At 37.2% G+C, this 14,727-nt stretch carries 13 protein-coding genes, 1 pseudogene and 1 riboswitch; of the genes and pseudogenes, 5 read left to right on the top strand and 9 right to left on the bottom strand.

From position 1 onward, the window contains the following. The coding region (locus HMPREF9699_RS00285) for a Uma2 family endonuclease (RefSeq protein WP_002661402.1) at window positions 1-270 on the top strand (270 nt) is incomplete at its 5' end. Window positions 271-349: 79 nt separating this feature from the next. After that, entirely contained in the window at window positions 350-1,363 is a 1,014-nt protein-coding gene (locus HMPREF9699_RS00280) for a nucleoid-associated protein (RefSeq protein ID WP_002661401.1), read from the top strand. Between the two features lie 185 nt (window positions 1,364-1,548). On the opposite strand, the gene HMPREF9699_RS00275 is transcribed toward HMPREF9699_RS00280, so the two are convergent. After that, complete coding sequence (locus HMPREF9699_RS00275) at window positions 1,549-2,385, bottom strand: GLPGLI family protein (RefSeq protein ID WP_002661399.1); 837 nt, start codon at window positions 2,383-2,385, stop codon at window positions 1,549-1,551. Window positions 2,386-2,454: 69 nt separating this feature from the next. Here HMPREF9699_RS00275 and HMPREF9699_RS11360 point away from each other — a divergent pair, with 69 nt between their 5' ends. Then, a complete protein-coding gene (locus HMPREF9699_RS11360; RefSeq protein ID WP_002661397.1) occupies window positions 2,455-2,697 on the top strand; it encodes a hypothetical protein in 243 nt (80 codons plus the stop codon). A 342-nt stretch (window positions 2,698-3,039) separates the two neighbouring features. Further along, window positions 3,040-3,966 (top strand): malate dehydrogenase, encoded by a 927-nt coding sequence (locus HMPREF9699_RS00265; protein ID WP_002661396.1) that lies wholly within the window; start codon window positions 3,040-3,042, stop codon window positions 3,964-3,966. Window positions 3,967-4,037: 71 nt separating this feature from the next. On the opposite strand, the gene HMPREF9699_RS00260 is transcribed toward HMPREF9699_RS00265, so the two are convergent. From HMPREF9699_RS00260 to HMPREF9699_RS00240, 5 genes are all read right to left on the bottom strand, one after another. Next, entirely contained in the window at window positions 4,038-4,814 is a 777-nt protein-coding gene (locus HMPREF9699_RS00260) for a hypothetical protein (protein ID WP_245946120.1), read from the bottom strand. 86 nt (window positions 4,815-4,900) lie between these two features. After that, complete coding sequence (locus HMPREF9699_RS00255) at window positions 4,901-5,254, bottom strand: hypothetical protein (protein ID WP_002661393.1); 354 nt, start codon at window positions 5,252-5,254, stop codon at window positions 4,901-4,903. A gap of 182 nt (window positions 5,255-5,436) precedes the next feature. After that, window positions 5,437-7,512, bottom strand: coding sequence for a S9 family peptidase (locus HMPREF9699_RS00250; RefSeq protein ID WP_002661390.1), 2,076 nt, complete (start codon window positions 7,510-7,512; stop codon window positions 5,437-5,439). A 74-nt stretch (window positions 7,513-7,586) separates the two neighbouring features. Then, complete coding sequence (locus HMPREF9699_RS00245; protein WP_002661388.1) at window positions 7,587-8,324, bottom strand: uroporphyrinogen-III synthase; 738 nt, start codon at window positions 8,322-8,324, stop codon at window positions 7,587-7,589. A gap of 4 nt (window positions 8,325-8,328) precedes the next feature. Then, window positions 8,329-8,994 carry a DUF4271 domain-containing protein gene (locus tag HMPREF9699_RS00240; protein ID WP_002661386.1) on the bottom strand — a complete coding sequence of 222 codons (666 nt, stop codon included), beginning with the start codon at window positions 8,992-8,994 and terminating at the stop codon, window positions 8,329-8,331. Between the two features lie 150 nt (window positions 8,995-9,144). Next, window positions 9,145-9,241, top strand: a riboswitch (SAM-I-IV-variant riboswitch). Window positions 9,242-9,315: 74 nt separating this feature from the next. Between HMPREF9699_RS00240 and HMPREF9699_RS00235 the strand changes: the two genes are divergently transcribed. Then, window positions 9,316-10,599, top strand: a complete 1,284-nt coding sequence (locus HMPREF9699_RS00235) for a Na+/H+ antiporter NhaC family protein (protein ID WP_002661385.1) — start codon at window positions 9,316-9,318, stop codon at window positions 10,597-10,599. Between the two features lie 397 nt (window positions 10,600-10,996). Here the strand turns inward: HMPREF9699_RS00235 and HMPREF9699_RS10895 are convergent, their stop codons facing one another. The 3 genes and pseudogenes from HMPREF9699_RS10895 to HMPREF9699_RS10700 form a co-directional block, all read right to left on the bottom strand. Beyond that, complete coding sequence (locus HMPREF9699_RS10895) at window positions 10,997-11,200, bottom strand: DNA-binding domain-containing protein (protein WP_002661383.1); 204 nt, start codon at window positions 11,198-11,200, stop codon at window positions 10,997-10,999. Window positions 11,201-11,273: 73 nt separating this feature from the next. Further along, window positions 11,274-12,245 (bottom strand): hypothetical protein, encoded by a 972-nt coding sequence (locus HMPREF9699_RS00230; RefSeq protein ID WP_002661381.1) that lies wholly within the window; start codon window positions 12,243-12,245, stop codon window positions 11,274-11,276. A gap of 13 nt (window positions 12,246-12,258) precedes the next feature. Then, a pseudogene (locus HMPREF9699_RS10700) lies at window positions 12,259-14,727 on the bottom strand (hypothetical protein); the annotation flags it as partial.

The following is a 14,727-nucleotide window of genomic DNA, read 5'->3' as shown; positions in this document are numbered from 1 at the left end:
GACGAAAAAGGTTGTATAGGTGCTCCGGATTTAATCATAGAGATACTTTCCCCTGGTAACTCAAAGCGAGAGATGAAATACAAGTTTGAACTTTATGAGGAGGCAGGAGTAAGGGAATATTGGATAATAGACCCTAACCAAGAGAGTGTTCTTATGAATGTTTTGGAAAATGGGAAGTACACTACTCTAAACCCTATCGTTGATAAAGAGTTTTTCAGTGTTATCTTCCCTAGTCTAAAAATGCACACCAATGATATTTTTGAGGTATAAAAGAAAAATGAATAACCTCTCAATGGAAGATATTATCTTTTAATGTTTTTAAATCTTTTATTTTTTTAATTCAGTCAATATGTTATCTAAAATCATCGTTCATAAAGTAGGAAATAAAATTAATCAAGAGCAGCTTTTTATCTCTAATGAGTTGCTTGATTTAGAGGAAGATATGAAGGAACAGCTGATGGATTTTTTCCTCAAAGCATTTAAATCCGAAGAACAATTTCAGTTTTACAGTGATGGTTATTTAGAGCAGAATCCCGTTTATGCTGCGGTAAAGGAAATTTTTGAAAATCCAGATGATTTTATTCATGGAACAGAGAAAATAGCACAGCAGTTATTTGATTGCGTGGAGAATACCAGAGTGCAGAGCGGTGAACTTTTCGTTTGTTATTTTGTGGGCGAAGAAACGAATGGAGAAAGCATTGATAAAATAGGAATCTTTAAAACTGAAAATAAGCTTCCTTTCCTCAAAATAAAAGATGTAGAAGATAATTATAATGTAGAAAAAGACTATGGCATCTCACTCTCTAAAGTGGATAAGGCAGCGATGATTTATAATATCCATTCTGATACGGGCTATGCACTTTCTGTAGTGGACAATAATAAGAATGGGGATGAATACTATTGGTTTGAAGACTTTCTAAAAGTGCAGCTCCGAACGAACGAGTATTTCCATACCCAAGAGACGCTTTCTGTGTATAAGGATTATATTCAGAAACAGCTACCTACAGAGTTTGAGGTAAGCAAAATAGACCAAGCCGAATTCATGAATCGTTCTATTAATTTTTTCAAGGAAAAAGAAGAATTTGATTTTGATGATTTTAGTAGAGAAGTACTCCAAGATGATGATGTAATAGAGAGCTTTGCTAATTTTAAAGCAGATTATGAGCAAGATATGCAGATGTCCATTGCTGAAAATTTCCCTATTAATACTTCGGCAGTAAAGAAAAACCAAAGACATTTTAAGAGTGTTATTAAACTAGATAAAAACTTCCATATCTACATTCATGGCGATAGAAAAATGATAGAAACAGGAGAAGATGAAAAAGGAAAATATTACCGACTGTACTTTAATAAGGAAGAGTAACATGAAATAGTGGTCTCAAAATTGCTGAAAATTAAAATAGGCTACTGTATTACGGTAACTCATTTTATTGTAGAATAAAAAAGTTTTTCCGACTTTCTTATCAGAACATTCAACTCAAAAAAGGTAATTTTATAGAGGGTGGATAAAAAAGAAAATTTGAGAATTTTTTAGATAGACGCTTTCAATTATTTTTTCAAAGAATACGGAATTGCCTTATCGAGTTCTATAGGAACATAAGATTTGATGATGTCCTCTTGCATTGTTTTTTTGCGTTGTTCTAATTGCTCTATTGCGGTAATTTCCTGTCCATTGATATTGATTTTCCCTCCATCTTTAAAAATTTTTACCAAATTACGGACAGGGTCTCCGAAGTCGTCTAATTTTACCTTAATTTTTTGTTTATGCGTGATGGTAATCGGGTTTTGCCCATAGTAAGTTTCTATAAAATCATGAGTATCATAGGTAGTGGGAATGTGGGTGCTTTTTACTAGTTTGTAAATAAAATCCTCCTTATCATCTTTTATCTCAAAGATAAGACCTGGCAATCCTGAGAATTTATAAGGTCCTTCATGGAAAGGGATATTCGGTGAAAACCACGCTTCCCATTGTCTCCCTCCGAATTGGGTAGTGGCTTTTTGCAGCGTATGTCCTTCTACTTTTTTGTGTTCTGGAAGGAGCTTCCAAGAAATAGGGTCTTTATACACCACCATAAAATAATCACCTTGGCTGTTAGTAAAGAAAGTAGAATTTTCGTGGCTATTTCTTTTTCTCTTTAAAACTTGTTCTGTGAGAGAATTAACTCTAAATTTTTGGTTATTATGTTTATTTTTCAGATTGAGCGAATCGGTTTCTAAAAATTTATAATCATAGAATTTTACTTCCTCATCGTTGATATCTAATACTAATTGATATTCACGATAATTTCCATTTTTCTTAATGGAACATTCATAAAAATACCGATAGGTTTGAGCGTAAGCTACAGAAAAATAAATTAATAGGATAAGTGTAAGTGCTTTTTTCATGATGTTTTTTTATAATATACCGAAATGGAAAAACAGGAGGTATAAATTCCTGTCTTACTTGTACAACTTATGATTTATTTACAAGTTGTGGTTGTTGTAGTCGTAGTTGTTGTAGTTGATGAACCATCAGTTATCGTAGTTGTAGTTGTTGTAGTAGTCGTAGTTGTACAACCACCATTATCAGCCATTGACGAAAATTTAGTAGAAACAACTACTCCATTGGACGACACCGAAGCAAACGAAAGTGTACTCACTAACATTGCCGAAAGTAAAATTACTCTTTTCTATAATAAGATAAAATTAAAAAGTTAAGTTATTATTAATATGGCTTACATGAATTTATTCATGTGCTATCGCAAATATATGATTTTTTTTGAATCTGAATATAAACAGTAAGTAGTGATGTGAAAATATAATATTACAAAACTATGATAATGAGTGTTTTTGTGTGGGCATAAAAGTCATGTTTATCAATTTAATTCCCTTAAATTTATGTATTCTTATTTCTACAGTCATAAAAAGGAATAAAATTTTGTATAGCTATTTTATATTTCGTACTTTTGAGTTCGTAAAGTTGGAAGATATAGCGTGATATACACGCGTTTAAACTTGGAAAATAATTGAAAATCAGATAATTTAATAAAATAAAAAAATATGAAAGTTACCGTAGTGGGTGCTGGTGCAGTAGGTGCAAGTTGTGCTGAATACATCGCAATGAAAAACTTCGCTTCAGAAGTTGTTTTAGTAGATATTAAAGAAGGTTTCGCAGAGGGGAAAGCCATGGACTTGATGCAAACCGCTTCGCTTAATGGTTTTGATACCAAAATCACAGGAACTACAGGAGATTATAGCAAAACGGCTGGGTCTGATGTAGCAGTAATTACTTCAGGGATTCCTAGAAAACCAGGAATGACTAGAGAAGAGCTTATCGGTATCAATGCGGGTATTGTGAAGGAGGTTACCGCAAACCTAGTGAAGTATTCTCCTAATGTTATTATCATTGTAGTGTCTAACCCAATGGATACCATGGCATATCTTGTTCACAAAACATCGGGATTACCAAAGGAAAGAATCATCGGTATGGGAGGTGCTTTAGATTCGGCTCGTTTTAAATACAGATTGGCAGAAGCACTTGAGGCTCCTATTTCTGATGTAGATGGAATGGTTATCGCAGCACACTCAGATACAGGAATGCTTCCGCTTTTGAGCAAAGCAACAAGAAATGGAGTTCCAGTAACAGAGTTTTTAAGCGAAGAGCAGCAGAACTTTGTGATTGAAGAAACAAAAGTAGGGGGTGCTACATTAACTAAACTTCTTGGTACTTCTGCATGGTACGCTCCAGGAGCAGCGGTTTCTACTATTGTTCATGCTATTGCTTGTGATCAAAAGAAAATGATTCCTTGCTCATTGTTATTAGAAGGCGAGTACGGGCAGTCAGACATCTGTCTTGGTGTTCCAGCCATCATCGGAGCAAAAGGGGTGGAGAAAATAGTTACCGTGCCATTAACAGAGGCAGAACAAGCTAAATTTAACGAAGCTGCAGATGCCGTAAGAGCTGTAAACGGAGATTTAAAGTTATAATCTTAATATTTTATAATTAATTGGTTCTCAAAATAGACCGCTCCAACATTTGAAGCGGTCTATTTTAATGATTAATGGAGTTGCATATCCAGTAGTTTAGAATTTTTTAACCGATTTTGGTAAATAGGCAGGTACTTGTCCATGGGAATTTTTAAAACCTCATAATTTTTTTGCTCTATATACCCCTGAATGTTTTCAGAACTGTACACGAATTGTAAAAAATTGTCTATCAGATGTTCGGGGATGCCCATTGTTTTAAAATATGCCGTTCCGAAATATTGTTTTACCTCATTCAGACCATTTTGCATGATATTGTATTTTCTCAGCCTTTGTTTCTTCTTTTTTTCTCCGCTAATGATGTCATAGATGGCTTCAATATTGAGGGTGAGTCCTCCTCCAGTAAATGCGGCGGGGGCATCTCCTGCCAAAGCCGTTTCAGGGTCTATCTTGGGTTCTGGAAGTCCTACGGCTCTTTTTATAGGGGATATCTTATCTTTTACTTTGAGAGCAAGTACATCTTTTTGGATATTCTTGGTAGGTTTGAAAGGCTTTATGAAAACATCACCTATATTATAATAATATAGTGATAATGGTACTATATTATTCTGTTCTATAAGATGTTTTTCAGTGATTTTTATGTCTTTTCTTTCTGTAACAATGGAGGTAAAACGCACTACATCACCGATCTGTACAGGGATGGTAAATTTTCCCGTAGGGTCTGCTAATACGGTTTTGTGCCGATTCAGGTTGGTAACGAAAATTTGGTTAAGATAAGCAGTCTCTTTATCTTCTACCACAATGAGGCCTCCGAAATTTTGACCAGAGAGGAACCATGATGTAGTAAACATTAGCATAAAAAGTAGCCTTGTAATCATGCTCACAAATGTAAGACAGAATGCTTCACAATTTTTCAGTAAGAAATGTTAAAATAGGGTTAAAGTTGTATAATGCTTTCATCTATAAAATACTGAATAATTGCTTTTCTCATGAGCAGCGTTTGTTCATTGGGCTTAAGTTCTGGTAGGGGTTCTAATTCTTTAAAATGAGGGTAGCCTTCTTCGTCATAATGCGAAAATTGATAATAGCCAAAAGGCTCTAAAAGCCTGCATACCGCAATGTGGATAAGGTTTACCTTGTCATCTTTGGAATACTTTTGCATACCACTCCCTAATTCTTGAACACCTATCATGAAGAGGTAAGTTTCTATGGGTGCATTTTTTTCTATTTCAAATTGTTCAAAAAAGAAATCTTCTATTTTTTGCCAAAGCTGAGATTCTGTTGGTTGCATGAATTGAATAAATTGATTAAACAAAAATAATTAACTCTATAGGCGGGAGGCAGGAGGCAGTGGGTTTTGGGCTTTTAGCGATTGGTCTTCTAATATTTCTACCCTTTCACTTCTAAAATCATTATACTTAGTACTTTATACATTGTACAAAATTCATTGTATAAATTCTCACTTCCAATTTCTCACTTCTCACTTCTAAAATCATTATACATTGTACAAGATTCATTTCCAGCCAATCGAATTAAGAAAGCATACTCTAAGGCATCTTCTTTTAGGCTTTCAAATCTTCCAGAAGCCCCACCGTGCCCAGATGTCATATCGGTTTTGAAAAGTAAAAGGTGGTCATCGGTTTTCAGCTCACGAAGTTTCGCTACCCACTTAGCAGGTTCCCAGTATTGTACCTGTGAGTCATGAAAACCAGTGGTAATGAGCATGTGAGGATATGCTTTGCGTTCTACATTATCATATGGTGAATAGGACTTCATATAGTGATAATATTCTTCCTCGTTAGGATTTCCCCATTCGTCATACTCTCCAGTGGTAAGTGGGATACTCTCATCTAGCATTGTAGTAACCACATCCACGAAAGGTACCTGAGCAATGACTCCATGAAAGAGTTCTGGCTCATAGTTGACCACCGCCCCTATGAGTAGTCCTCCGGCACTTCCTCCCATGGCGTAGAGCTTATTAGATGAAGTCATTTTTTCATGAATTAAATACTGGGCAGCGTCTATAAAGTCAAAAAAAGTATTCTTTTTTAGGAGCATTTTTCCCTCTTCGTACCATTCTCTTCCTAAGTATTCTCCTCCACGAATGTGTGCAATGGCATATACAAAACCACGATTGAGCAGGGATAACCGAACATTAGAAAAAGCAGCATCTACAGTATGTCCATAGCTTCCATAGCCGTAAAGTAGCAGTGGCGTATTTTCTGTGAGTTTCGTATTTTTATGGTGTACTACAGAAATAGGAATCATGGTTTCCCCATCTCTAGATTTTGCCCAAAGCCTCTTAGAAACTAAATTTTCAGGTGAAAAACCTTCTTCCAAAACAGGCATGGTTTTTAGTATTTTGTTTTCCCTTGTTCGCATATTGTATTCCATGGTGGAATTCGGGTGGGTGAGTGATGTATAGCCATACCTTAAAAGCTCGGTATCAAACTCTAAATTCGTCCCGATGTAGGAAGTATAGGTAGGGTCTTGGAAAGGGAGATAATGTTTTTCGTTGGTTTGATTATCTATGATGCAGATTTGTAATAGTCCTTGCTCTCTTTCTTCTATGACCAAATAGTTTTTGAAAATCTCAAAACCTTCTAAAAGTACATGTGCTCTATGAGGAATAATCTCTTCCCAGTATTCTTTAGAGGGGGTAGTTACTTTGGTTTTTACCATTTTAAAATTATAGGCATCATCCGTATTGGCAAGGATATAAAAATACTCACCATAATGCTCCACAGCGTACTCTAAATCTTCTTCTCTGGGCTGAATGACCGTCCATTCCCCTGATAAGTCATCGGCAGAAATAAATCTATGCTCATCAGAAATGGTACTGCTACTCGAAATGAAAATGTATTCTAATGATTTTGATTTTGAGATATGTACATCAAAGGCTTCGTCTTTTTCATGGTAAATCAAAACATCCTCCTCCTGTCCCAGTGTATGCTTCCATACCTGATAGGCTCTAAGGTTTTCATCTTTTTTTATGTATAGGAAAGATTGGTTATCGTTTCCCCACACTATTTTCCCTGTAGTATTTGGGATGATGTCTTCTAGTAGTTGTCCATTTTCTAGGTTTTTAATTCTGATTTCATAGATTCTCCGTCCTAAGCTATCTTCAGAATAGGCAGCCAAGAGATTATTCGGACTGATGGAGACGCTAGAAACTTCGCAGAAGTCTTTTCCTTCAGCAAGGAGATTTACATCTAAAATGATTTCCTCGGGGTTTTCTAGTTTAGTTTTTTTTCTGGTAAAAATAGGATATTCTTTTCCCTTTTCATACCGAACGATGTACCAATAGTCATTAAAAAAATAGGGTAAACTTTCATCATCTTTTTTATACCTTGCCTTCATTTCTTGGAAGAGTTCCTCTTGGAGAGGTTCGGTATCTTTCATCATGGCATCCACATATGCATTTTCTGCTTCTAAATAATGAATGACTTCAGGGTTTTCTCTTTCTCGGAGCCAGTAGTATGGGTCTATTCTAAGGTCATTATGTATGATGAGTTCGGTAGGTATTTTTTTAGCCGTAGGTGCTTTCATCTTGGGTTTTTTATGTTAAAAAAAGCCATCTTTTCCTTAGGATAAGATGGCAATGTATCACACGATGGTTTATACTATTTTTGTTCTTGAATGAATTTTTCTATTGCCATAGTCATACTAGGCGTTTCTTTGGTAGGTGCCATGAGGTCTACTCTCAGTCCTGCATCTTCGGCAGCCTGTTTAGTAGTATTCCCGAAGACCCCTATTTTAATATCTTTTTGCTGGAAATCCTCGAAGTTTACCCCCAGAGATTTGATACCTTGAGGAGAGAAGAATACTAGCATGTCATAGTCATTAATTTTCACATCCGAAAGGTCTGCAGAAACCGTTTTATACATAATGGCACGCGTCCAGTCTACACCAGATTTATCCAAAGTGGCAGGGATATCAGGACTCATCACATCAGAAGTAGGGACGAGGTATTTTTCGTTCGGATATTTTTTGAGAAGAGGGGCGAGGTCTGAAAAAGTTTTTTCCCCAAAACTGATTTTTCTTTTTCTATATACCACATGCTTCTGCAGATAGTTGGCTACCGCTTCAGACTGGCAGATGTATCTCATAGAGTCTGGCACAGTAAATCTTAATTCTTCTGCCAAGCGGAAATAATGGTCTATGGCATTTCTGCTGGTAAAGATGATACCTGTATATTGTGTTAAATCTATTTTCTGTGTTCTCAGCTCTTTATTGTCCACGCCTTGCACTTGGATGAATTGCCTGAAATCTATTTTGATTTTTTCTTTTTTAGCGATGTCCAAATACGGAGAAGACTCATTGGGAGCAGGCTGTGAGATAAGAATGGATTTTATTTTCATACCGTTAAAATAAACTTTTATAGACCACCAATACTGGGGCTATTTGGAGCGTGCAAATATACAAAATTTTATAATACCACTCCTTGGGCAGTACGGCAGGATGCTGAAAAATATAGTAAAATATTTTTCCTACCCAGATGATGAGCCCTGCTAAAACATAGTATGGAAAAATAATGACGGTATCTATGGAAAAGTAATAGTGTACTACGCACATTACCATGAGTACCAGTGCATAAATAAGGTAAAACTTTCCTGCTACGAAATAAAATCTCGGCCAGCATTTCCCCGCCCCTACACTTTGGAAAAAAATATAAGTGAAAATAGTTTTAAACAGATAATAGGCGGTAAGTACTGCTAGGGTATAGCCAAATTTGTTCAGGGTAAACCCTCCGATGGCATTTTTTTCTATTACTTCTGGTAGCGTGGGGATATATTGGGAAATGAGTGTAGAGAGAAGCACTGCAAAAACGGCTGAGGAAATCATCCAGCTCAGGAAGTTATTAGCAGAAACCGTCATTTCCTGCCGAAGGTAGTTAATAAGCGTTCCTCCTCTATGTAAATAAGAAAAGGAAAACACAAAGACGAATATGCTAGACAGAATGATGAGGATTACCCAGTCATTCTCTGGTACTTCTCTATAAATATTATACGAAAGCAAACGCGTAAACACAATCAATGATTTTTCGGCAAAAATAAGGATAATATGTCATTATTTTTTAAAACGAATCATGCCCAATCTACTTTTTAGATATGCCTGAAGTAAATTTTAATCTACTTATTATTTTACACTTGTGTACTAACATGAGAATATATACCTTTGTACCGTTATCAAGAATCCTGATAAAAAGGGTAGCAACCTGCAACAACAAGCAAGGTGCTGAAAATGATAAGCCGTTTCTGGAAAAAATGTTGATTCCTATATCTTTCTTTTATCCTACGCTTTAGTACGCTTTTTTCATGGTTTTTGGGGTAACAAATAATCCATCTGCTTATGAAAAAAGAATCTTTTTTATCGGTTGTGCCATTATTGGTCTTTGTACTTATTTTTGTGGGAAGTGGCGTGTATTACGGAGATTTTTATGCACTTCCTTCGCCAGTGGCTGTTATGATGAGTGTCATGGTGGCGTTTTTTATGTTTTCTGCTCCTTATTCCCAAAAACTTACCACTTTCTTAGAGGGCTGTGGGAATAAGAATATCCTGAGCATGTGCCTTATTTACCTTTTAGCAGGAGCATTTGCCACGGTTTCTAAATCTATAGGCAGTGTAGATGTGCTGGTGCATTTTGGTACTCAGCTGCTAGATGTACGATACATTCCGGTAGGGGTTTTTATGCTTGCTGGTTTTTTATCATTGGCATCGGGAACATCTGTAGGTACTATAGTGGCTTTGGGGCCTGTGGCATTAGGCTTTGTGGAGGAGGCATCACTCAATATTCACTTGGTGGGAGCCGCTTTGCTCGGGGGAGCGATGTTTGGGGATAATCTTTCCATGATTTCTGATACCACCATTGCCGCTACACAGTCTCAGGGCTGTAAGATGAAAGATAAGTTTAAAACCAATCTCCTTCTGGCACTTCCTGCGGCGGTCATTACGGCGGTGCTGTACATCCTACTATCGGATAAGGGAGGAGAGGAGATGGCTTCTGCTTCTTCAGAACTTCCTAACCTTTTATTGGCATTGCCTTATGTGGCGGTCATCATAGGGGCATTGCTGGGGATGAATGTATTTTTGGTACTCATTATGGGGTTGTTTTTAAGTGGAGGCTTGGGCTTTATCTTTACCGATATGTCTTTCCTTGCTTTCGGAAAAAGCATGTACGAAGGTTTTTCTAATATGCAAGAAATCTTTATACTTTCTTTGCTTACAGGCGGACTGGCAGCCATGGTGGAGAAAGCGGGAGGTATCTCATATATTCTTCATAAGGTGAAGAGTGGCATTAGGGGGAAAAAATCTGCCCTATTGGGTATAGGAGGGCTGGTGGGGCTTACGGATATGGCTACGGCAAATAATACTATAGCGATTCTTATTTCGGGAAAAATCGCTAAAAATATCAGTGATGAGTACCGAATTTCCCCTAGGGTATCCGCAGCGGTGCTAGATATATTTTCCTGTATCGTGCAAGGTGTATTGCCTTATGGTGCCCAAATACTTATTCTCATTAGTTTTAGCAAACAAGGTATCCATTATCCTACACTGATGTATTACTCTTTTTACCCCGCTCTGCTATTGGTGGCTGTATTGTTCAGTATCTTCTTTAGACGGAAATGGGAGTAAATCTTGGAGACCTTTGCAAGAACTGTTTACCTTCTATTTTTTTGTATTAACTCCACATTTTATGAGTTTACTAAAGAAGTGTATAAATTTGCAATAAATATATGTTCCATCATCAATACCATATAGTGAAAATGCTTAAAAAAATAATAGATAGTATTTGCTTATCACAATAGATACGTTATATGTATTATAATATCCCCTTTGTCTTTATAAAGACAAAGGGGATGCTCTTACGATTTTATCATCTTATTTATTCAATGATTATGCTAACACCAAGGGTATCCGTTCTTGGTCCCTTTGAGAGAGTAGAGCCTGTGCTATTTTGGGTACTAATGCTTAGCTTTGTCCTATGATTTATCATAAAACACTCCTTTTTATAGTAGGACTAGTCTCGTGTTTACGCTAAAAACTTAGTCGTTTTTCTGTTGAATCGCTTGATGGTATTTTTTCCTGTTTCTGGCTGTAACTCCATTCCTTCTTTCACCATTTCAGTGATAATTTCTCTTATGTCCATACTCCCTGAGGGTATAGAGATAGTCAAGAAGTCTGCTTTGTTTTCGGTTAAAAGATTAGGTATTAACCACGCTTTAAGTTGATTCATATCTCTATGGTTTTAAATTAATATGATTGAATGATAGATACGCTTAAATTTTAGTTTTAACTGAGAAATGTTTTCATTTTTCTACACATCTCACCGCGTTATAAGGGATGGAAACTACTTCGGAAAATGATTCAGTAAAAGAAAAAAAAATGTTTCCAAAAGATAGTTCATATGTAGTACCTCCTGATTCGAATTTTCCAAAATCTAAATAGGAAGCCTCTTCATTACTCCCTGTCCATCCATTTTGATTTTTGAAAGCTGAAGGAGCATTTCGTGAATACAGAATCCATATTCCAGATGTTCCTTCAGATACAGAAGAGGAGGTGATAGTTACAGTATCATCGGGGGAGTCTCTATCTATATTTGAGCCAGTTACTCCTGTAAATAGATTTAGATTAGGGTAATCATAATTTTTTAAAATTGCCATAGATTGATAATTTATATGTGAATTGGGTTCCAATACTAATTTATTTTGTTGAACAAATGCCATTACATCATTAATATTCATCACTCTATATCCATTGGGGCAAGGGTTATTTACCCCTTGCCATAATGCTGATAAAGGGGCACCCAATTCAGTAATATCATTTGCCCAATATGCATCGTATGTATCAACAAAGTTTTTAGGGCTATTGATAGAGTTTACTGTTGTGTAAATAATTGGATACACGCGTGATACATGCCAATACTCAGAACCTTTCTGGTAAGTAACCAGTTCATGTCCATCGGCTTTTCTACCGTATTGGAATAAAGATCCAGATGCTTTCCAGTCGTTATAGTCTGTGGGTACGGCTTCTGGGTTAAAATGGGGGGAGCTTTCTTTGGCATATTCAGCACCAAGGTTAAGGTTGAGCCATTTTTTTCCATTAGGTCCCATTACCGCACAATAGATAAAATTGTGATCTCCATCTCCATAATGTTTATCATATACTCGTTCTAAACATTTTCCATTTGGTGCTTCTAGTGCTTCTAGCACTACCTGTGCTTTACTTTGGGAAGACCATAATAGTCCCCCCAAAGAAGCAATATACAATAATTTACTCATAGTTTAATGTAATTTAATTAATAGCATCTCCTGTGATGGTTACATTAGCATCAGTTCTTTTAATTATCCCTACTGCGGAGAATTTGATTCTAGTTTTCGTACCTCTGGCAGACTGCAGGGTTACCCCTTGTCCTACCAATCTTACTTGACCAGTACCTTGCTGTATAATTACACAGCTAAACCCAGCTGGAAGCGTGGATGGTACAGTTACATTGACTGCACCGGTAGCATTTACATATACAAAACCTCCATTGTCGGTTACAGTGATGGTAGTAGCTCCCGTTACTTCGCGGATAGGAGTGCTTGGAGCACCTATTTTTAGCGTTCCATCTGCAGAAGCCACTACATTTCTATCTCCTGTACCCGCTAGAGCGGTAGATTTTACATTTCCTGCTACATCGAGTTTTGCGGTTGGCGTAATGGTTCCAATACCTACATTTCCACCTGCATTAATGGAGATACCTCCTTTCCATTGATTCCCTGTATTATTTGTAATAAGGAGTGTCCCATCTGGGCTTTTGGCTATATCAGTAAAATCTGTAAAGCCACTTCTTTGTAACCTAAGCAAACGAGAATCGTTTCCTAATATTCTTGCTTCTCCGTGAATGTCAAGAGTTCCTAATATCCTTGCGTTTCCATCAACATCTAGTTTGCTAGTTGGAGTTTCTGTGCCAAGTCCTACTTTACCATTTGCATCAATAGCGATTCCTCCTTTCCATTGTTTTCCTGTGTTATTTGTGATAAGGAATGTGCCATTTGGTCTTTTTACTATATCAGTAAAATCTGTAGAGCCTTTTCTTTCTAATCTGAGTAAGTGATCGGCATCACCTATAATTCTTGCTCCACCTGCTACATCGAGTTTTGCATTAGGTGTATCATTTCCTATTCCTACATTTCCCGTGGTCCTGTCCACAAAAAGCTTATTCCCATTTGCCCAGAGTCTAAAGTTTCCTTCTACCGTTGTACTCAACTCTACACGCTTGGTAAAATCATTGGGATGAATGGCTACCCCTCCGCCTCCTGTTGTATTGGCACTATTAACCACCAATGGATACCAGCTATTAGACTTCACTGTAAGTGGAGATGCCGAGGTTCCCTCTACCGTTAAGGTATGACCTGCTGTATTTAATGTTCTTACCCCTGTTAAGGTGCCATCTGCATTATAGATATTTTTGAGGACATTAGCAGCGAGTTTATCAGCAGTGATGGTAGCATTGGCAATTTTTCCACCTGTAATAGTGTTATTGGCAATGTCTGCATTTACAATTGTACCATCTTTAATATCTACAGATTCTACCGTGCCGTTTTGGATTTTTGCAGAGTTAATGGCATTGTCAGCAATACTTAGTGTTACATTTTTAAGTGCAGCACCATTTCCATTCCCTACAGTAATTCCTGTACCTGTGATGTTTCCTGTACCACTGAGGGTAGAGGCAGATACACTTCCGGTTTTAAGGATACCATTAGCATCAGCAAGGACTATACGGTCACCAGCTCCTGCGAGGTCAGATATTAAAACATTTCCCTTTACATTTAATTTTTGTGTAGCCGAAGCGTTAGAGCTTACAGAAGACCCAAAGCCAATGTTGAGTTTCCCGTCATCAGTAAGTATTGCTTTCGAGCTTAAATTAGTACCATCTTCAGCATATCCCCAAAAATGTAAACCATCCGCATATTTATTTGTTCCCTTGCTTTGCATGTTATAGATACGCCATCTTTTGGATAACACAGCCCCTGTTTTTGCATCATTAATAAGCTCTATATAGCCACCTACGCCATCAGCTGCGTTTACAGAAGAGCGTAATCCACCTATTGAAAGAACATTTCCGGCTACTTGTAATTTGTCTACAGGAGAATTTGTTCCAATTCCTACATTACCATTGCTGCGGAGTGCATAGATAACATCTCGTGCTGCCCAGAGTCTTAAGTTTCCTTCTGGTGTGGCGTTGAATTCTATTCTTTTATCATTATCTCCTTTAGGACGGATGGATAATCCGCCGTTACCATTGCTATTATGGGTGCTAATTTGTAATGGGTGATAGGAAGCACCTTCTATTGTTAATGCATTATTTCCTGTGGTAACTTTTCTGTTTTGTGCAATGGTTCCATCATGGGTATAGATGTTTTTGAGGACATTAGCAGCGAGTTTATCAGCAGTGATGGTAGCATTGGCGATATCTTCCCCTTTGATAGTGCCATTCTTGATATCCACAGACTCTATTGTTTCATTTTGAATTTTTGCAGAGTTAATGGCATTATCAGCAATACTTAGTGTTACGCCTTTAAGTGCAGCACCACTTCCATTCCCTACAGTAATTCCTGTACCTGTGATGTTTCCTGTAGCAGTGTTGATTTTATAAGGATTTGCCGTAGTACCATTTCCGGTTACGGTGGTATTGGTGCCATTCCCAATTAAACCAATGCCTCCTTGCGGTCCCGCAGGTCCTTGCGGCCCTTGCTGTCCAGTAGCTCCTTTTGGTCC

Origin of the sequence: Bergeyella zoohelcum ATCC 43767 (genome assembly GCF_000301075.1) — a bacterium.
In the GTDB taxonomy this organism is placed as follows: Bacteria; Bacteroidota; Bacteroidia; order Flavobacteriales; family Weeksellaceae; genus Bergeyella; species Bergeyella zoohelcum.
The sequence above is the reverse complement of the archived record's forward strand: the minus strand, read 5'-3'. Positions and strand labels throughout refer to the sequence as shown.